Source organism: Chitinophaga sp., assembly GCF_039596155.1.
In the GTDB taxonomy this organism is placed as follows: domain Bacteria; phylum Bacteroidota; class Bacteroidia; order Chitinophagales; family Chitinophagaceae; genus Chitinophaga.
On sequence record NZ_JBCNKF010000015.1, the window covers coordinates 24,236 to 44,406 of the forward strand.

19 protein-coding genes and 1 riboswitch are annotated in these 20,171 nt (G+C 45.5%); of the genes, 9 read left to right on the forward strand and 10 right to left on the reverse strand.

Going from position 1 to position 20,171, the window contains the following annotated elements; genetic code table 11:
• Positions 1–7: 7 nt before the first annotated feature.
• The 6 genes from ABDW33_RS15655 to ABDW33_RS15680 all read right to left on the reverse strand — a co-directional run bounded on the left by ABDW33_RS15655 (position 8) and on the right by ABDW33_RS15680 (position 8,350).
• Positions 8–1,189: an MFS transporter gene (locus ABDW33_RS15655; protein ID WP_343691015.1), complete on the reverse strand. Its 1,182-nt coding sequence runs from the start codon at positions 1,187–1,189 to the stop codon at positions 8–10.
• A 2-nt stretch (positions 1,190–1,191) separates the two neighbouring features.
• Positions 1,192–2,487, reverse strand: a complete 1,296-nt coding sequence (locus ABDW33_RS15660) for a SidA/IucD/PvdA family monooxygenase (protein WP_343691016.1) — start codon at positions 2,485–2,487, stop codon at positions 1,192–1,194.
• A gap of 222 nt (positions 2,488–2,709) precedes the next feature.
• The gene (locus tag ABDW33_RS15665) at positions 2,710–3,345 is read right to left on the reverse strand and encodes a response regulator transcription factor (RefSeq protein ID WP_343691017.1); all 636 of its coding nucleotides are present in this window, start codon (positions 3,343–3,345) and stop codon (positions 2,710–2,712) included.
• 129 nt (positions 3,346–3,474) lie between these two features.
• Positions 3,475–4,662 carry a PepSY-associated TM helix domain-containing protein gene (locus ABDW33_RS15670; RefSeq protein WP_343691018.1) on the reverse strand — a complete coding sequence of 396 codons (1,188 nt, stop codon included), beginning with the start codon at positions 4,660–4,662 and terminating at the stop codon, positions 3,475–3,477.
• Positions 4,663–4,731: 69 nt separating this feature from the next.
• Complete coding sequence (locus ABDW33_RS15675) at positions 4,732–7,137, reverse strand: TonB-dependent receptor (RefSeq protein WP_343691019.1); 2,406 nt, start codon at positions 7,135–7,137, stop codon at positions 4,732–4,734.
• Between the two features lie 229 nt (positions 7,138–7,366).
• Complete coding sequence (locus tag ABDW33_RS15680) at positions 7,367–8,350, reverse strand: hypothetical protein (protein WP_343691020.1); 984 nt, start codon at positions 8,348–8,350, stop codon at positions 7,367–7,369.
• A gap of 193 nt (positions 8,351–8,543) precedes the next feature.
• Here ABDW33_RS15680 and mnmD point away from each other — a divergent pair, with 193 nt between their 5' ends.
• A complete protein-coding gene (mnmD, locus tag ABDW33_RS15685; RefSeq protein WP_343691021.1) occupies positions 8,544–9,206 on the forward strand; it encodes a tRNA (5-methylaminomethyl-2-thiouridine)(34)-methyltransferase MnmD in 663 nt (220 codons plus the stop codon).
• Positions 9,207–9,233: 27 nt separating this feature from the next.
• Here mnmD and ABDW33_RS15690 read toward each other — a convergent pair whose 3' ends face one another.
• The 4 genes from ABDW33_RS15690 to ABDW33_RS15705 all read right to left on the reverse strand — a co-directional run bounded on the left by ABDW33_RS15690 (position 9,234) and on the right by ABDW33_RS15705 (position 12,506).
• Complete coding sequence (locus ABDW33_RS15690) at positions 9,234–9,791, reverse strand: group 1 truncated hemoglobin (RefSeq protein WP_343691022.1); 558 nt, start codon at positions 9,789–9,791, stop codon at positions 9,234–9,236.
• Positions 9,792–9,814: 23 nt separating this feature from the next.
• Positions 9,815–10,240, reverse strand: coding sequence for a hypothetical protein (locus ABDW33_RS15695; protein WP_343691023.1), 426 nt, complete (start codon positions 10,238–10,240; stop codon positions 9,815–9,817).
• A gap of 389 nt (positions 10,241–10,629) precedes the next feature.
• Positions 10,630–11,214 (reverse strand): DUF1543 domain-containing protein, encoded by a 585-nt coding sequence (locus ABDW33_RS15700; protein ID WP_343691024.1) that lies wholly within the window; start codon positions 11,212–11,214, stop codon positions 10,630–10,632.
• Positions 11,202–12,506, reverse strand: coding sequence for a cobyrinate a,c-diamide synthase (locus ABDW33_RS15705; protein WP_343691025.1), 1,305 nt, complete (start codon positions 12,504–12,506; stop codon positions 11,202–11,204). The genes ABDW33_RS15700 and ABDW33_RS15705 overlap by 13 nt, the downstream gene beginning before the upstream one ends.
• Before the next feature lie 48 nt (positions 12,507–12,554).
• Between ABDW33_RS15705 and ABDW33_RS15710 the strand changes: the two genes are divergently transcribed.
• From ABDW33_RS15710 to cobI, 8 genes are all read left to right on the forward strand, one after another.
• Positions 12,555–14,051 carry a cobyric acid synthase gene (locus ABDW33_RS15710; protein WP_343691026.1) on the forward strand — a complete coding sequence of 499 codons (1,497 nt, stop codon included), beginning with the start codon at positions 12,555–12,557 and terminating at the stop codon, positions 14,049–14,051.
• Positions 14,048–15,064, forward strand: a complete 1,017-nt coding sequence (locus ABDW33_RS15715; RefSeq protein WP_343691027.1) for an aminotransferase class I/II-fold pyridoxal phosphate-dependent enzyme — start codon at positions 14,048–14,050, stop codon at positions 15,062–15,064. Before ABDW33_RS15710 ends, ABDW33_RS15715 begins: the two co-directional genes overlap by 4 nt.
• Complete coding sequence (gene cbiB / locus ABDW33_RS15720) at positions 15,061–15,966, forward strand: adenosylcobinamide-phosphate synthase CbiB (protein WP_343691028.1); 906 nt, start codon at positions 15,061–15,063, stop codon at positions 15,964–15,966. The genes ABDW33_RS15715 and cbiB overlap by 4 nt, the downstream gene beginning before the upstream one ends.
• A gap of 40 nt (positions 15,967–16,006) precedes the next feature.
• Positions 16,007–16,208: riboswitch (cobalamin riboswitch) on the forward strand.
• A 128-nt stretch (positions 16,209–16,336) separates the two neighbouring features.
• Positions 16,337–16,696 carry a (2Fe-2S) ferredoxin domain-containing protein gene (locus ABDW33_RS15725; protein ID WP_343691029.1) on the forward strand — a complete coding sequence of 120 codons (360 nt, stop codon included), beginning with the start codon at positions 16,337–16,339 and terminating at the stop codon, positions 16,694–16,696.
• Positions 16,697–16,840: 144 nt separating this feature from the next.
• Entirely contained in the window at positions 16,841–17,641 is an 801-nt protein-coding gene (locus ABDW33_RS15730; RefSeq protein ID WP_343691030.1) for an NAD+ synthetase, read from the forward strand.
• Positions 17,628–18,467, forward strand: a complete 840-nt coding sequence (locus tag ABDW33_RS15735) for an SDR family oxidoreductase (protein ID WP_343691031.1) — start codon at positions 17,628–17,630, stop codon at positions 18,465–18,467. The genes ABDW33_RS15730 and ABDW33_RS15735 overlap by 14 nt, the downstream gene beginning before the upstream one ends.
• Positions 18,464–19,384 (forward strand): sirohydrochlorin chelatase, encoded by a 921-nt coding sequence (locus tag ABDW33_RS15740; protein WP_343691032.1) that lies wholly within the window; start codon positions 18,464–18,466, stop codon positions 19,382–19,384. The genes ABDW33_RS15735 and ABDW33_RS15740 overlap by 4 nt, the downstream gene beginning before the upstream one ends.
• Before the next feature lie 75 nt (positions 19,385–19,459).
• A complete protein-coding gene (gene cobI / locus ABDW33_RS15745) occupies positions 19,460–20,167 on the forward strand; it encodes a precorrin-2 C(20)-methyltransferase (protein ID WP_343691033.1) in 708 nt (235 codons plus the stop codon).
• Positions 20,168–20,171: the final 4 nt, after the last annotated feature.

The window sequence follows — 20,171 nt, forward strand, 5'->3', positions numbered from 1 at the left end:
GTATTAATTAATTGTTTTGTGCTATTACAACCTTATCTGCAGGTTGTGTTCTGACCACATAATAATAGAGGATTGTTACGATGGCAAAGCCGGAAAAGGCGACCATAAAAGGCATACGCAGACTAAACTGGTCTACCAATACCCCGGCCATTGTACTGGCGATTAAAACGCCCATATTCTGAAAGAAGTGGATCTTGCTGTACTCGATGGCATACGCAACAGGATCACTTATATGGAAGAGCAATGCATCGAAGCGTACTGCTGCCTGAAAAAAGGACCAGCCATAAATGCAGCGGCCAATAAAAACGGCGCCTGCCATGGGATAGCCCTGCAGCAGCAAGCCGGCCAGTCCGAAGAGTAATGCGGAGATAATACCCTGGTATACATTTCGCTGCCCCTGCCGCTTCTTATTTACATACAAGCCAATCATCGCCACTACAGCAGGAATGGCGTATATAGTACCTGAAATGATCTTACTGTTGCTGGTAGTCAGACTTTCCCAGTACCTTACGAAGAAAGGCCGGATGATAAAATCACTGAAGTATAAAATCAATGTAATAATACCCAGCTTTAGTACCATGCCCTGCGGCCAGATACTGGTCCTGACTTTCTGTACGGGTGTTGCCTGCGGTACAACTTCGTTCCCGGAAGTCTGCAACAAATAGTAACTCATGCCTGCCTGGATAAAGTCACCCGTTGCCATCCCCATAAAGATCCATGCAGGAGACAGCCAGTCGATGAGCATGCCGCCAAACACAGCTCCCAGTACACTGCCGCAGTGAATGATCACGGCCAGCAGGCTGATGATATTGGTATGTTCCTCCTTCTTTGTAATGCGAAGAATAAATGGATATACCAGCAGGTAACTTCCTTTAAAGACAATGATCAATAAAGACACCATCCAGAAGTGTACATAGCTCGTAATAAAAAAGCAACTGGCCGCCAATACACCTGCTATCAGCTGGGTATATACGAGAATCCGTAATTCAGACCGGCCTTTTGAGATCCAGGCCCACATCGGGAAGGCAACCATAACGGTTGCACAAACCGTGCTGAAATAAAAGCCAACAGCTTTGGGATCAGTAATCCCAAACTGGGATTTAAAGAAATGAGGGTAAAAAGGATGCAATAGATAATCACTCACCACCGCCACCAGCGTCATGATGATCAGGAAATTCCTCACTTTCATATTTACATCAGTTCAGGAATATTATGCAGGATCTGTTCTTCGTCGGTAACCATAAATTGCTGGAAGGCTATTCTCTTTTCTATCGCATAGTAGTCCTTACCCGTCATCTCGCGAATCAGGATCGCATTGCGATAGCAACCCATACCCAGGTCTGGTGTAGATAACCCATGTGTATGGAGTTCAGCATTCTGTACATAAATATCTTTGCCGATATTGTAATTACGGCCTACATCAAATCTACCTTTTTCATCAAAGGCAATTCTATCTTTAATGTTATTTAAGAAAGCCGGCATACTGTATTGATAACCAGTCGCCAATATTAATCCTTCTGTATGGTGGCGGTAATATTTCTCCACTTCTTCCTGGTAGAAGTCCAGTGTGAAGCCATCATCGTAGGCAACTTTTTTCAAGGCTGAATTGGTGCGCAATGATACAGTGATATCGTGTTGAAGCCTTTTTGTATATAGCAGATCGAATATGCTGCCAATGAGATCGTTATTAATTCCTTTGTATAAATGGCGTTGGTTGCGGCTTAACAGGTCCCGCTTTTCCATAGGCAGTGCATGGAAATAATCTACATATTCAGGAGACGTCATTTCCAGGGTCAGCTTGCTGTATTCAAGTGGGAAGAAACGTGGTGAGCGTGTAATCCAGTGGAGTTGATAGCCGTAGATGTCTATGTCCTGCAGTAGATCGTAGTATATTTCAGCGGCACTCTGGCCACTGCCTACGATGGTGATACTACGCTTGCTTTGCAGGGTCGTTTTGTTGTCCAGGTAAGTAGATGAATGAATGGCGTTCTTCATATGTTCTTTACACATCGCAGGAACGTATGGAACGGTACCGGTACCTAATACGAGGCGCTTTGCATGAATAGTCCCCCTGTTTGTCGCAAGCGTATAGTAGTCCCGGTTATCATTCCAGGTGATATCATCTACCCGTGTATTCCAGTACAGGTTGTTTAACTTTTTCACGGCCCACTGACAGTATTTGTTATACTCGTGGCGAAGGATTTTGAAATTCTCCCTGATATAGAAGGAGTAAATGCGGCCTTCTTCTTTCAGGTAGTTCAGGAAACTGAACGGGCTGGTAGGGTCAGCCATCGTGACAAGATCAGCCATGAATGGTACCTGCAGGGTGGTATCCTGGAGCAGCATACCGGGATGCCAGTTGAAACCTTCGCGCTGATCGAGAAAAATGCCATTCAATGTGCTAATGGGTTGTGTCATAGCGGCAAGGCTGATATTAAAGGGCCCTGCACCGATAGCCGCAAAGTCGTATACCTTTTCAGTGTTCATAAAATAGTTTTTGTTGATGTGGTAAATCCTGGGTTAAGCGCAGTTTTTCTGTGATGTAAAACTAGGCATACCATAATAGATTGGCAATCGCCTGTGTGGGGTAAAATGAGGGTAGACAAATATGGTACCCCTATACCCTCCTGAGGGTAGGCGGAATAAAAAAAGCGCTTTCACCTTTCGGTAAAAGCGCAACTTTATGAGCGGGATAATGGGCCGTCTTTCTCAGACTAAGTTATTTTCGATGGCAAAACTTGCAAGCCCTACCGCTGAGTGTACATTCAGTTTCTTCATGATATTCTTTCTGTGTGTATGTATGGTATGCGGGCTTAAATTCATTTCGGCTGCGATTTCCTTATTTGCTTTGCCGGCGGCGATGTGCTGTATAATAGCTGTCTCCTTGCCGGTAAGGATGGTTGTATTGTACGAAGGATTTCTTCTGTCATCAAGTAGCAGGTCTACTATGAAAGGAGCATATTTCTTTTGTCCTTTTAACGCACCGGTTATGGCTTCCTGCAATTCCTGCTTGCCGCACTCTTTGGTGAGATAGCAGTATACATTCAGTTCCAGAGAGCGGAGTATATGTGCTTTCGTTTGCTGACTGGAAATTATGATCACTTTGCATGAGGGAATCATTGCGGGCACAGCACTTACTATTTCAGGATTGAAGAATGCCGGGTTATAATCCAGGATCAATATATCAGGATAGTATGATAGCAACACCTCTTGAAACTCATCTGTGTTTCCCGCTTCCTTTATTACATAGGCGTTCTCCTGACTAACCAGCAGACTTCTGATCCCTTCTCTGTACACAGGCTGTGCATCCGCCAGCAGGATACGGATAATGTCTGTCTTGTTCATTATTCTGGTTACGTTAAATAATGACCTTATTGAACCGATAAAGATATGACGGGAAAATAGTCTGGATACAGCAGTGCGGCCCTTAATAATAAGGGAATAAGTTAACAAAAATCATCATGATAAATAGTTTTACGCAGGCACGCTCATCGCCGTTTTACGGGGAGCCTGCTTTTTATTTTTTGTCGTCTTTTTGTTTTTTCTGCCCCACCAGATGTATACACCGGTCACAGGCAGGGAAGCTGCAATGAGGGAGGCAAAGAATGCCAGCATTTTTCCGGGCAGACCTAACAGGCTACCCACGTGTAGATCATAGTTAAAAGACAGTACCTTCTCGCCGTTGTTCCGGCTACTGAAAGTACTTCTTCTCAGCAGCTTCCCGCTATGCTGATCATAGAATGTACTTGTACTGGTAAAATAGGGCTTGTTGGCATTCCTGGCATACACGGAAACAGCCGCTTTGTTATTTTTAGGTATAGTTACAAACAGCGACGTTGCGGTAGGATCCTGTTGCAAAGCAGTATGCAGGATTTTGTCCATTGAATATGGGCGCAGGTCCAGGGTGTCACTGGTCAGTGCAGGTAGTTCCGGTGCAGATTTACCACCATTAGCGGTCCATTGTACCGCTTTGTTAAACCATTCAAAACTCCAGACCAGTCCTGTCAAAGCAATTATTAACAGGATGAACATTGCGTAGAAGCCGGCGATATTATGCAGGTCGTAGTTCTTACGTTTCCATTTAGTATCCTTTTTCCATTTGAACCATACGCGTTGTTTCATAGCGCTCTTGTTCTTTGGCCACCAGAGTATGAGCCCTGATATGAGCATTATCACAAAGATGACAACACTCCAGGAGATGATCTTTTTCCCAACATTTGGTCCCATCAGCAGGTTTACGTGCAGGTTGACCACCACGTTAAAAAATTCCCATTTTGTATTCTCTACTTTCACCACCGATCCCGTATAGGGGTTTACATATACTTTGTAGAAGTAAGTGAGGGAACTATTATAGAATATTTTGTCTTCATTCACTTTTACCGTACGAAAGTAAACAGTTCTATCCGGTGCAGTGGGTACTTCTGCTACCTGCAGCGCTTTGTCTTCGCCGATGGCTTTTTGTGCAATGACCTGTAAGTCAGCCAGGGGCAAGCGCTTCGCATTAGCTGGTACAGTTATGTACATGCTGTCATGATAGACCAGCGGTTTTATTTCATCAATAAAAGCATACAAACAACCGGTGATACCCAGTATTAAAACAACAAGCCCGGAACCAAGCCCGAGCCATAAATGTAATTTGCCAGAGATCTGCTTAAAGGTCATGAGTTTGCTTTTAAAACTGAAGAAGAAAGTGCACCGTAGTACACTTTCTTCTTCGTCAGTAAATGGTTATCAGAAACGGTAACTTGTGGATACGCGTAAATTTCTTCCTGCTTCGGCCTGCCAATAGTATATATGGTTGCCGTTGTTGTCATAAGAAGGTGCGCCTGTATACAGGTACTTGTTAAGCACGTTATTTACATTCAGCCTGATGTCAAACCTGTTTATGGAATAACCGATACCTCCGTCGAGACGAAAATAGTCAGGCAGGAAGTTTTCAGACTTATCATATACCTGCCCTGCGATACGGCCTACCTGTAACTGATAGCCTGCGAAGACGGAGAATCCTGTCATTACCCCTCTGTTCACGCGGTAGTTCAGCCAGGTATTCTGGATATGTTTCGCCGTACCGGAGATATAATTGCCTACCAGGTTCTTATAAGCATCTTTTGTTACCTGACCATCGGTGTAAGCATAATTGATCAATACATTCAAACCGGGCAACAGTTGTCCTTTTACATCTACTTCAACGCCTTTGATCTTCTGCTGGCCATTGGTGCGGCTATAGATGAAACCTGCGGTCGGTGATTCATGTTCCAGATCAGCCGCCAGTACATTGTTCTTTACGATCTGGTAGACAGCTACGTTTGTGCTGAAGCGGTCACCGAACCAGTTCTTCTTCACACCCAGTTCAATATTGGAACCGGTGAGAGGCTTGAAGGTTTTACCTTCCCAGTCTGTTCCCCCATTCTGCATAAACACTTCATCGTAAACGAAGTAAGCGCTCATACCGCTGTTTACAGAGTAGCTCAGCCCTACACGCGGCGTGAATTTGCTTTCATTTTTCGTGATCGCGTAAGGTGTATTATATACGTTGGTGGTGTAACGACCGGCGAGAGTAAGGCGTAAGGTATTGTTCAGGAAACCCAGTTCATCCTGGAGGTATTCGGTATAATAACCATAGTCATATTCAACACCCCTAACACGGATGTTCTTAGAACGATCCCATACAGGTTGAGTAACGTTATTATATGTCGGCTTGTAAATATTGAAGCTGGTATCGCCAAGTGCATGCGACTGGTTCCAGTCTGCCCAATATTGGCTACGCTTCATATCGACAGCAGCAAGTATGTTGTGTGTAATAGAACCAGTCTGGAACCTGCCATTCACGAACATCTGTCCGGTACGGTTAATAGCCAGTGCATCCCAGATACCGATATTTCTTTGCAGCAGGCTGTCATTAAAAGAGGAAAAATAGGAAGGCCACATGCTTTGCCCTTTCTGATCGTAGTGCAGGTAGGCGATCTGAGCGGTGAATTTCCAGTTGTCGTTAAACTTGTGTTCGAATGTACCTGTCAGGCTCTGGTCAGTAATTTTAGTAGGATCCAGTTTGGGATCGGCAGTGGTGAAGTGAATGGGTAAGTCAGCATAACCTTTCCTGGAGAAGGCATAGTTGCTGCCTATTACCTGTTCCTGAACAAACTGGCGATTATATTCCAGCGTAACAGCTGTTCTGTCGTCGATCAGGTATTTTACTACCGGCGCGATAGAATACCGGTTATTAAATTCGTAATCACGGTAAGAGTCGCGCTGGGTACCCATTACATTGAGGCGGTAAAGCAGGCGGCCATCTTTCGAGAGTTTGCCATCCAGGTCCAGTGTGCCACGATATGCGTTAAAGCTACCAACGGTGAGTGACACTTCGTTGTTATCTCTCAAACCGGTAGGTTTCTTGGTGACTACGTTGTAAAGACCGGCAGGTTCACCGCTGGAGAGCATAAAGCCGGCCGGGCCTTTGATCACCTCTATACGATCAACCATGCTCATATCTTCGGTGAGTGGACTCCAGGGACTGCTCACTACGTTCATCCCGTTACGAAAAGCGGTAAGCTGGGAACCGCGGGCCTGCATTTTAGTATAAATGTCCCAGTGACCGATGCGCATACCACCTGAGATATTCCTGGATACATCTTCCTGCATATCAAAACTTGCCTGGTCACGGATCACATCGGCAGTGAGTACTTCGATACTTTGCGGCACATCTTTGATGGGCGTTGTGATGCGGAGTGTCGGCGAAGGCTGGCTTACCTTGTAGTTGTTTGCATCCGCCACAACTACCACTTCTTTCATTTGCTGGTTGGTAGCTTTGAGCTGAATGGAAACGTGTGCCACCTTATCATCCTCTACGAATACCTCCTGTTCTACGGTTTCATATCCGATCAGGGATACCTGTACAGTATATGTGCCGGGTTTTATTTTTTTGAAAATGAATTCGCCATTTTGATCTGTTACAACACCACGACCGGTACCCTTGATCTGTACTGTAACGAAGGGAGCAGCTTGTCCGTCGGCGGTAATGACTTTACCCCTGATAGCGGAAAGGAACTCTTCCGCTTTGGCCGTGTTCCCAAGGGAACAGAGTAGCAGCGAGAAGAGTAGTGTTGTAGTAAAAGTGTAACGAATAAAGGATTGCGTCATAAGGGTCCTGTTTATATATCTTTGGTTTTTGGCCAGCAAAACTAACCCAGACACAGGCGTATTGATTTACGCAAAAAGGAAAAGTTTTAATCGTAGTGGGAAAAAATAAGTAAACATTGGTTTACAGGAGGTTAGATCTGTCTTTAGTTAGGAGTTACAACTTCTACCGGTAAAAAAGAGGGTGTACACGATCGTGTACACCCTCTTTGGCGTCTTTTCAGTTAACGACTCAATAGTAGATATCTACGATGCCATTGGGGGTACCGTTGGAGACAACGGTAGCATGTTGTCCGCAGTCGGTAACGGCATTGGCTGTTGTCCATGACAGCGCGGCCTGTGTACCTCCCTGCAGTTGGATCTGAATATTACTGAACCTGGTCTTTGCGGTATTGGGATAGTCAGTACAAACCACGGGATAGTATACTTCCAGCGACTCAGCAGCCCAGTATAACTTCTGGATATTGCTTACAGAGATGTTGATGCCGGGGTAACCGGAAAATGCGGAGGTATAGCTGTAAGTACTGCCATTACTACCGGTGAGGGTCATGATACCTGTAAGGGAAGTGCCTGCACTTACTCTCACGAGGTTACTAAAGATAGCGGTACCATTGGAGCCATCCACGTACCAGTTCGCAATGGCCCAGTAATTGCCGCCTCCGGCGGCAGAAGGCCCCCATTGTAAAACGGGCTGCAGGATGTAAGAACTATTTTGAAGGCCGTTAAACATGAAGATGGTTTGCCCATTAGAAGTAGACGGTACTGGCGGCACAGTCCAGGTAGTAGAGAAATACGAAATGGGGGTAGACACCGGGTTACTCCAGTAGGTATAAGCGATCCAGCCGGAGCTGAGGGGTTTTACCGCCCTGGCAAAGGGGGAAGCACTGTTCACGTTGCCGGGATAATCGGGTAAAGCGCTGACATCCCTGTGGATAGTGCCGAAGTCTTTGGCCACTTTGCCGGTCGCGTTGTCGATGGCTCTTAACCGGCCATCCTGAACATCAAGGTGTTGGTTGGGTTCGATCCTGCTCACTTTTTCGGATGGGCGCCAACCGCCGGGTGTAAGTACCATACCGGTATGGTCTGCATCAGCGGTGGCAGCAATAGCGGAGGTGGCGGAATGAGTGTCCGGGGCAGATTGGGTGGTCTCCTTGCCGCACGCAGCAAAGAAAAGGGCACTGACGAGCATCAGGGCGCCGATGTAAGTGTGTTTCATGCTTGATTGGGTTTTCTTAGGTTATAATGAGCGTGTCATTCTGAAGTTAACCTGTAGGAATGCGGACGGATAGCAGGCGTTTGTTTTTAAGGGGTTTTTAAGGCGATAGACGGAGGCAAAAGTAAGAGGATAGTGGCGAATTTTTTAATACATGTGAAGATCGTTTTTTCTCGTTTTTTTAGACCTTTACGGTATGAAAAGGGAGTTACTGCTCACGGCAGACGGATCACATACAATAGCTATTCCGGATCTGAAGGTGACGTATCACAGTACACACGGTGCTATTCAGGAGAGTCTGCATGTATTTATACAAGCAGGATTGCAGGTAATGCAGGCACCGTTGGTGAGAATTTTTGAAATGGGATTTGGTACAGGGTTAAATGCCTTATTAACGATGAAGTATGCAACGACACCTGTATATTATTATTCGGTAGAGCGGTTTCCTCTGACGGACGAAGAAGTAGCAGGGTTAAGTTATGGTAATACCTTGCATCAGTATCCATGGAATGAGGATGTAAAAATCTCTGAGCAGTTTACTTTACACAAAGCACATGGATCTTTGTTAGCAATAACACCCCTACAAACTTTTCATCTGATCTATTATGATGCATTTGCACCAGCGGCACAACCCGAATTATGGACGAAGGAGGTATTTGAAAAATTATATTCATTTTTAGAGCCGGGTGGGATATTGGTTACCTATTGTAGTAAGGGAGATGTGAGAAGAGCGATGCTGGCAGCAGGTTTTATAGTAGAGAAATTAGCCGGACCTTCGGGTAAGCGGGAAATGTTGCGTGCGAGAAGGCCTTCCCAGCTACCCGATGACCTTAACGACAAATGTCCCAACCGCAGTTGAGACACCTGTTTGTTTAATTAAAACAGATTATTTCTGTACAACTTGTGTACGAAGACTTTCTACCAGGGCGCCTACTCTACCGATCAACTGATCAGGCAGGCCATTTTTCTTTGCACCTTTTACGAGATCAGCCAGGAAAGCATCGAAATCGCCATTGTCTGCTTTCCCATTCATGCGTGAATTCTGAGCGGGATCATGTGCTGCGGTCATGCTTTTGCCGCCGTAAGTGTAGCTTGTAGAGCCGGTACCTACGCATACAAAATCAGTCAGGTTCTTGCTCAGAGCCTGGAAACCACTCGTATTTCCGGCAGTTACTTCAGCCAGCAGGGTTGTAAAGAAACCATTGATTTCCGGATCGGCTGCAATAACGAAGATAGTGCTATCTACTACCGAGCGAATGCCCAGACGGCCCTGTTGAATTTTAGTACCTGGGTTAGCAGGGTCATTCACCATAACAGAACCTCCCAGAGAGTCGTACAATGTTTTTGTTGTTTCCGTTTTGTCTGAATCTTTCTTGCAGGAAGTGAGGAACAGGCCTGTGCCGAAGATACCAGCCAATAATAACAGTGCTGCGTTGTTTTTCATTTTCTATTTTTTACTGATGAAATTTATCTTTTACTTAGAAAGAGTTGATAAATCTTTCCGGTGAATGATTGTGCCATTGCAGGACAACCTTTCTGCATATCTTCTGCGCTGGGCACAAATCGTGTAGTCGTATAATGCAGAGACTGGCTACATCTGCTGATGATGTCATTGGCATCGGCCTGCAGCGGTGAATAGGTAAATACAGCAATACGTGAAGTTGGATTTACCAGAACGTGATCTACACCTGGCTGGGCATACAACCACGCTTGTATCTGCTCACCTGCTTCAGGAGTAAGCGCCTGTTGAATATCCATTCTCGCCATGATACGTGTATGTGCGTCAGGTGCTTTAGGTCTGGTCACGAGATAAATATGAACGACCAACACCAGGATCAGGCACACGAGGATACCGCCTGCCCATGGCAGGATTTTAAGAGCTTTCCTTATCATAGATAAAATGTAATTAATTAAGAGTTGGGTTATTGCCCATTAGCTTCCTTATTTGACAATTGTAGATGGCTACATGATCAGATACGGAAAATTAATTCCGGCGGATTTTAAAACAGGAAAATTATTGCAAAGGGGTATTCTACGATTAAAAGAGGGGCAGGTTTGCTTTATGCCAGGTGCGGGTAGTCATCAACAGGCTCTGGACCAACACCGCTCATTCTTACACCTGTTATTATTTTATCTGAAAAGGGTAGCAACATGTAACCGCTGAAAGCGAATTTATTCGTCTCAGCGGTCTATTGAATTGTCAAGGTTAAATATAGCATGCATTCATTGCTGTTATTTAATCCTGCAGTACGTATATTATGATCATTTTCTTTGTCCAATCATTAGTCAGTCATGTACTCACCTTTCACAATGCGTTCCAATCTGAAGTATCCCAGGTGTAACTGATCGGGTTTTGCATCCGGGGCAGCGGGTGATAACTGCAGGGCATATTTTGCGCGGGTATTTTCAGGAAGGATTTCTTCTATCAGTGCAAAATCATCTACATCTACTCCATACTTATCATCAATATGGGAGGTAGCGCCGGGAAATGAGGTATGCTTAAAAAATGCAGTAGCCTTTGCTTTTTTTAATGCTTCATTTTTTTCCTTCCCGGTAGAGAGAAGCTTGTAATGAAACTCTTCTATTTCATTTTCTTTGTACCCGCCGAGGTTGATAAAGTAGAGTTGTGTACCACCTGTTACTTTTTCTTCACGAGGTATCACCTGTACCTGCATATCTTCCACCAACGTCACTTCTCTGAAGCCGTCAATGTGCAGGTTGCCCCTGGCTTCGGGCCAGAAGGCTTTCAGCGCGGGTACCAGTTCTTTTAAGGAAGAACCGATCCCGAAGAATACGTCATGTTGTTCAGTATGTCTGCCGGCAGGCTTGCATCCTGCCAGGATCATGAAGAGTTTTAACTGTTCCATAGTGATGAAAATATTTCAATGTTTTCGCCCCAGTAGAAATGTATATAAGAAGCGACCACGTTTTGTTGTTTATAAATGGGTGTTGTTACAGCCTTGCCACGGGCATTCGTTACCTGGCCAATAGTGGGAACCGGTGTATTTTCTGTAGCATGTGAGTAGTGAAATTCGTGTCCTTTCAATACGGTACTGCCAAATTGTACGTTGCGGTAACCGAGTGAAAGGCGACTATTCTGCATACTTGTTTCGATATCAAGAACGCCGCACATTTCATAACGCCGGCCGGCAGCATCGGTGATCCCTTTTCCGAGGTACATCATACCTCCACATTCGGCTATTACACGACCACCCTTTGCACAATATTCGCGGATAGCGTTGCGCATTGAAACATTCTCTTCTAAAAGAGATAGATTTAATTCAGGATAACCGCCGGGTAAGTAGAGCAGATCCGTCTCGGGCAAAGAGGACAGATCTGCCGGACTGAAGGTATTAATGCTGCCGAGTTGCTTCAGTGCACGAAAATTTTCTTCATAGGTAAAAATAAAAGAGAGATCGCGGGCTACACTAATTTTTAATTTTCCGGACGGCTGTATGGATATATCCCTGTATGCAGGCGTTTCCTGAGTCGTCATTGCGAGTAACTGATCGAGATCGACTGATTTACTGATATGAGCCGCTGCCCGGGCGATAATGGCTTTATAATCATTTTCAGGGGAAATCATCAAACCGAGATGCCTGGAAGGGATATTGATTTCTTCATTCACGGGAATATAACCCAGCGGGGTAATCCCTACATCTGCACAGGCATCTTTCAGGAACTGGTAATGACTCTCCGTATTCACGAAGTTGAAGATCACACCAGCAATCTTCAGATCGGGGTTGAAGTGCTTTAAACCGTATAATAACGGTGCCACAGAATAGGCCATTGATTTTGCATTCACTACCAGTATCACCGGTATATCCAGCAGCATGGCAACAGCAGCACTGCTACCCTCCGCTTTCACAGCACCGTCGAACAAGCCCATTACACCTTCCACGATCGCAACGTCTGCATCATGGCTGTAATAGCTGTATATCTCTTTCACATGTGCTTCGCTCATCATAAAAGTATCGAGGTTGATACCACTCCGCCATGAAGCCTGGCTATGATGGAAGGTATCTATGTAATCAGGACCACATTTGAAGGATTGCACCCGCATGCCCCGCTCACGCAATGCGTGCAACAATCCTAAAGTGAGTGTAGTCTTGCCCGAATGGCTGGATGGTGCTGCAATTAAAAACTGAGGCTTCTTCATTTGTCCAAAGATAGTACATTTGCAAAATTATCTTATAGGCCCAACGCTATGCAGCAATTAAAACCCATCATGTTTGTAGGCACCGCTTCAGACGTAGGGAAAAGTTTTATCAATACCGGTTTCTGCCGCATCTTCAGGGAGGATGGTTACCAACCCGCGCCGTTCAAAGCGCAGAACATGTCGCTCAACAGCTTCGTTACACCGGACGGGCTGGAGATTGGTCGTGCGCAGGCAGTGCAGGCGGAGGCCTGCGGGTTGCCCTGCAGCGCAGATATGAATCCTGTATTGCTGAAACCTACCAATGATAAAACTTCCCAGGTGGTGCTGATGGGAAAGCCTGTAGGGAGCCAGTCAGCATACGACTACTTCATGGGAAATAATAAGCTCGAGTTGTTCAATGCAGCCAAAGGAGCGTTCGACCGGTTGCAGGCACGGTATAACCCGGTGGTAATGGAAGGTGCAGGTAGTATCAGTGAGCTGAATCTGAAGCACCGGGACATTACCAATATGAGGATGGCACTGCATGCAGGTGCTGATGTGTATCTGATTGCGGATATCGACAAGGGCGGAATATTCGGGAGTGTGTATGGTACAATTGCCCTTCTTCCTCCTGAAGAAAAAGCATTATTGAAAGGAATCATTGTCAATAAATTCAGAGGGGATGCGCGCTTATTTGAAAGCGGGAAGACTTTACTGGAAGAACTTTGCGGGGTGCCTGTCGTGGGTATCATTCCTTACCGGAAAGATATCTATATAGAGGAAGAAGACTCAGTGGCGCTTGCACGTAAACAACAACAGGCGGGCAGCGGAAAGGTAAATATAGTGGTGGTATTACTGAACCGGTTGTCTAATTTTACAGATTTTACAGTGCTGGAAAAAGATGAACGGGTACATTTATATTACAGTAATAATGCTGCTGAAATTGCGCAGGCAGATATTGTGATCATACCGGGCAGTAAGAATACAATTGCTGATCTTGTAGATATTAAGAACAATGGCGTGGCAACGGCCATCATGCAGGCGTTTAAAAATGGGAAGACTGTGATTGGGATTTGCGGGGGCTATCAAATGATGGGACAGCGTGTGGAAGATCCGAAGGGAGTGGAAGGGACTGTTTCTTTTATGCCCGGGCTGGGCCTGCTACCGGTAACGACAGTGCTGACGGAAGAGAAAACAACAAAACAATGCAGTTTCCGCTATAAGAATATGGCTTCGGTTTGTGAGGGATACGAGATTCATATGGGAATCACAATGCCAAGTGTTCAGGAAGACCCGTTGCATATAGTGAATACGCCTCTCAATACAATGTCTCACGGCCATGTAGACGGTTATTTATTAAACGATCGCTGCTGGGGCACTTATATACATGGAATTCTGGATAACCCTGTAGTCATAGACGACCTGCTATCGCCCTTCAGTCTGGCGGCGGCAGCGCCTTTCGATTACAATAAATATAAACAGGAGCAGTACAATAAACTGGCAGCACATTTGCGCGAACATATTGATATTGCCTACATTTACAGTCAATTAAAAAGTGAACAATGATATTAGGTCATGGAGATGACAGGTATCTGTATTCCCGGGAAATTCTTGCTGACTTTAGTTCGAACGTTTATTACAAGGGACTTTCCATTGGTTTGGTACAACACCTGAGCACGCAACTTTTCAGATTAAAAAACTATCCGGAAGCAAACGCAAAGAGTCTGCAGGAGGCCCTTGCGCAGTGGCACGGAATCACACCAGCGGGTGTACTCGCGACGAATGGCGCTACGGAAGCATTTTACCTGGTAGCACATGCGTGGAGGCGACAAACGGCGACGATTGTGATTCCTGCATTTGCAGAGTATGAGGATGCCTGCAGGATCAATGACATTTCAATATCTTACCTGCCCTGGAACGAGTTGAAAGAAGATAGCACCTTCAGGACGGAGCTGGTGTTCATAGGAAATCCTAATAACCCAACGGGAGCTTTACTGACAGTAAATTTCCTGCGGCAACTATTGCAGAAAAATGGCGACGTAACGTTTGTGGTTGATGAAGCTTATGTAGACTTTACACTGGAAAGAGCATCATTGGTAGCTTCGCTGGAGGATCTTCCGAATTTAATTATTATAAAATCTCTCACAAAGACTTATGCAATACCGGGTTTACGACTGGGGTACTTATTGAGTAATGCTGCAACGATTGAGAAGATCACTACTTCCAAAATGCCATGGTCAGTCAATGCCCTGGCGATAGAAGCTGGTTTGTATATTACTGCACATAAGGAACAACTGACATTCCAGCCCGGGGAGTTATTACAGGATACAGCGGCTTTAATGGCCGCGTTGAGTATTCATGTCAATGTGATGCCGACAAAAACCAATTTCTTTCTGTGCGAACTGACAAAAGGTACAGCTGCCGGATTAAAAGCATACCTGATAGAAGAACATGGTTTACTGATCAGAGATGCCAGTAATTTTAAGAGCCTGGGTGAACAGCATTTCAGGGTAGCGACCCAGACACCGGATAAAAACGCATTATTGATCAAAGGCATTAATGCATGGATGGCAAAATGATTTGGATTCCCCTGGTGGTTGGGTATGTGCTGGATTTGCTGTTGGGCGATCCAAGATGGCTCCCCCATCCGGTTCGGCTGTTCGGAAATATGATCGCCCTGGGAGAAAAAAGGTGGAATAAGGGAAGTCACCGTTTATTGAAGGGAGCGATTATGACCGTGGTGTTATGTCTGGGTGTGTATGCATTCTTTTATTACATGCAGGAAGTATTACCCATGTGGGCCAGGTATATATTCAACAGTGTTTTTGTCTTTTACGGATTGGCTAACAGGAGCCTATTACAGGAAGGTGCTGCCGTTTATGACACATTATATCTACAGGGCCTGGAAGCGGGCAGGAAGAGGCTCTCCTGGATCGTTGGCAGGGATACTTCGAAGCTGGAGGAAAACCAGATCCGGGTAGCGGTGCTGGAGACGTTGTCAGAGAACCTGAGTGACGGGGTAATAGCGCCTTTGTGCTTTTATGCCGTGGGGGGTGTGCCGGCGATGATGTTGTATAAGATGATCAATACACTGGATTCGATGATCGGTTACAAGAATGAGCGGTATTTGTATTATGGACGGTTTGCGGCGAGACTGGATGATGTGGCGAATTTTATACCGGCTCGTATTACAGCATTCCTGATGGTAATTGTGGCCGGGAGTCGGCGGGGATGGCAGTATATCTTTAAATATGGGCACCGGCATGCCAGTCCAAATTCAGGCTATCCGGAAGCCGCGCTGGCAGGTATCCTGAATTGCCGGTTTGGCGGCCCCAATGTGTATCATGGTGTACTGGTGGAGAAACCCTATATCGGCAGGCAGCAGCGGGTAATTCAACACGGGGAACTACGGAAAGTGATGTTTATCAATCACGCAGTGACGTTCATTGTAGTTGTACTGATTGTGTGGACCCGCCTGTGACATTATTAGCCCCGATACAGCAATGTTAAATTAATTTACTACTTTTACCCCGGTTTATGGTTTTTATCCACCTCCCTGGTGGCTAAAATTAAAAGGGAATCCGGTGTAAATCCGGAACAGTTCCCGCTGCTGTAAGTTCCATCAATCGCTTTTAACATCTGCAAAGCCACTGTTCATTCCGGAACGGGAAGGCGTTAAAAGTGGAACAAGTCAGAAGACCTGCCAAAAACTATAACTACTTATCCAATGCTTTCGGGAAAAAAGTACAGGGATTGCAAACAACATGCGTGGTGTTTGTCCTTTCCGCTTTTTCACCTGTCTGCTTGTTTAATCGTTAACGGGTAATTAACTGTATTAAATGTTTTAACGTATGGCTATTAAGGATCTGACCAAAGTTCAGAAGATGGTTTTTATTTGTAATGGCGGAACCTGTTCGAAAGGCGGTGCTGACGAAAACACCTTAGCGCTGAGGGCGCATCTCACCCAACATGGTATGGATGATGAAATTCATACTATACGTACTAAATGTATGGGCCAATGCACGAATGGACCAATTGTTTTTATTCATCCGGAAGGTGCCTGGTATGGCGGTGTAACCACGGAGGTGGCACGCGATATTGTAACACAACATCTCTTACAAAATACATTACTGCCCTCACAGCTCTGCTTTCCCGAAGCAGAGGCCATGCAGTTACAACCTGTTACTTTTAATGCAGCGAAAGCTGATTAACGCTACGTTACAGCAGCATGTATACACCATTTGACAAATGGTATGCTCTCTTTTTTTGATAGGCAGGACGCCTGCAAAGAGAGAGACATTGTGGGGATGATATGGAGCGGGAAGGCTTTTTTCATACAGAAGAACAAACAAATTATGGGAACCGATATTTCAGGATTTATCGTATTGGCCGTCCTCGGTCTTCGCCATGGGCTGGACCCGGATCACATCACGGTGATTGATGGTTACACCTACCGTCTTCACATGAACAAAAGTACCTGGAGCCGGTGGGTCGGAACCCTTTTCACATTTGGTCACGGCATCATGGTGACTGCCATCGCGTTGTTCCTTTGTATACTAAAGAACAATTTTAATATTCCCCCATTGCTGGATATTGTAGTAGAGTGGACGGCTTCCCTGATGCTGTTCTTTATGGGTATATCAAACCTGATCTTTTTGAGCAGAGGGCAGGTACAAATGACAGGGATTCGGAAAAGACTACTTCCAAGATCCTTTGAAAAAAGTCTGAATCCTTTTACAGTAGTACTTACAGGTATTATCTTCGGATTTATCTTCGACACTTCTTCGCAAATTGCGGCTTTTGGATATGCAGTAGCTGTATCGAACCAATGGATCTACGCTATCCTGGGTGGCGTGGTGTTCTCGCTGGGACTGATCCTTACGGGCACCTGCGATTCCATGCTACTGAGCAAGCTGCTCAGGACATTTGATCAGCAAAAGATCCAGAGTCACCGGTTCAAATTAAATGTACTGATCACAATCATGTGTTTTGCCATTCCGATCTACAAACTCCTCAGTACATGGAATGCATCGCTGGAACTGAGCGATACACAAAACAATATTGTGGGAATAATTTTCATAAGTATCATCATTGCATTGTATGCTGATTTATATTTGAGGCACAAATATAGCAAAGCAAGCCATGGAACAGAATGAGTATACAAAGGATCGCTCCATCAGCATATTAGGCTGTGGCTGGCTCGGCTTACCATTAGCCGGGCTTTTTGTTCAACAGGGGTACCGGGTGAAGGGTTCTGTGACCAGTGAAGAGAAACTGGCGGCCCTGTTCGAACGAGGGATACTCCCCTACCGGGTGACCATTACGAACCAGGCGATCGACTGCGATGATATACAGGGATTCCTGGATAGTGATATCCTGATTATCAACTTTCCTCCCAGCCGCAGGCCGGATATAAATAGCTACCACCCTGCCCAGATTGCATTGCTGATAAAGGCAATTGAAGCAAGTAAAGTGCAGCATGTATTGTTTATCAGCTCTACTTCCGTATATCCTGACCTGAACCGGGAGATAACTGAGAAGGACGTCATGCCGCCTACAAAAGGAAGTGGGCAGGCGCTAATACAGGCAGAGAACCTACTGCTGGCACAAACGAAATTTACAACTACCATCCTCAGATTAGGCGGTTTGATCGGTTATGACCGGATGCCGGCACGTTTCCTGGCAGGTAAAAAGGATGTCGAGAATGGAGATGCTCCTATCAATGTCATTCACCAGGATGATTGTATAGGACTGATTAGTGCGCTGATAGAACAAGCTGTCTGGGAGGATATTTTCCATGCCGCAGCAGACGAACATCCTACACGCAAGGTTTACTATACGCTGGCAGCACAGAAAGCAGGACTCGAAGTACCCACCTTTGCGGAAGGCAAGCCATTATGCTTCAAGATCATCAATTCTGATAAGATCAAGCGTCGTTTGCAGTATACATTCAAATATCCAAATCCTCTGGCATTATTATGAAAGGAATATTAATATGCGGACATGGCAGCAGGGACCCGGAAGGGGTACGTGGTTTTAAGGAACTGGTGGCGTTGTTGAAAGAGCGGTATCCGGACTATATGGTAGATTACGGGTTCCTGGAATTTTCCCATCCCGTATATGCAGCGGCAGTAGAGCGGATGTACCTGGCTGGTGTCCGGGAAATCCTTGCTATTCCTGCGATATTGTTTGCCGGCGCACATGCGAAGAATGACATTCCTTATGAAATGAATACGCTGCAAAGTCAGTATGAAGGACTGACCATTCGACTGGGGAGACATATCGGGATTACGCCTTCGATATTGAAACTGGCCCGGAAGCTGATTGTAGAGGCAGGAGCAACAGGAGATCTGTCGGATACCTGTTTGCTGGTAGTAGGAAGAGGTACCTCTGACCCGGATGCGAATGCAGATGTGGCAAAGATGACGCGGATGTTGTGGGAAGGAATGGGATTTGGATTTGCGACGACAGCATATATCGGCGTCACGAAGCCATTGCTGCAGGAGGCATTACCGTTGGTGAATTTGCTACCGTTCAGACGGGTAATAGCAGTACCTGTGTTTCTGTTTACAGGTGTGTTACTGAAAAAGATTTACGGGCAACTGGATGAGTATAGGGCACAGACAGATAAAGAAATATTGTATACGCCGGGATTTGAGTGCGATGAGTTGCTGCTGGAAACGATTGATGAGCGGATTAAAGAGGTGGAAACCGGCAGACCGGAGATGAATTGCCAGTTGTGTAAATATAGAACGCAGATTATAGGATTTGAGCAGGAAGTTGGAAAAGAGCAGGTCGGACATCACCTGTCAGTGAAAGGTATCCTGTTCGAGGAGGATGAAAAGATTGAGGGAGGCAGTAAAGTTATAAAGAAGGTAAAAAAAATACTGGGGATTTGAGCAGTGTAAGTCAACTGAAGGTGAAGAATGGATAGTTGTATTTACCAATTTTAAAAAGATCTGGTAAGCTGAGTTATGGCAAAGCAAGGTAAAATATATGGCGTATCACTTGGGCCCGGCGATCCTTTACTGATAACCGTAAAGGGGCTGCAGGTATTGCAGGCAGCAGACAGGATATATTATCCCGGCTCTTTGCTGGAGGATGGAACCACCAGCAGTTATTCGCTGGGTATCCTGCAGTATCATCAGCTGGATGAGCATAAGCTTAGGGGAATGTTCCTGAAGATGAGTGATGATAGACGTGAGGTGGCGGCTACGTATGCGAACACGTTTTTGCAAATGTGGGAAGATTATCAAATGGGATTGCAGGTGGCGTTTGTGAGTGAGGGAGATATTTCATTTTATAGCACGTTTGCCTACCTGATGGAACATATTCAGCAATATAAACTGGATGTAGAGGTGATTGCCGGAGTGCCTTCATTCCTGAACGGGGCAGCTGCACATCATTTTCCACTGGGGGTATTGAACGAGAGAATTGCGATCTTGCCAAGAATGGAGAATGCGCGACAGCTGGAGCATTTGCTGGATTCATTTGATACCGTGGTATTGATTAAAGTGAGAAGTGTCATCAAAACACTACTGCCGGTCCTGCATAATAAAGCGTTGCGGATGATGTATTGTGAGCGGTTGGGAACACCGGATCAGTTTATTACAACGGATATAGAAGCCATCAGGAACAGGGAGTTACCTTATTTTTCGCTGATTATATTGAAGAGATTGTAACTGT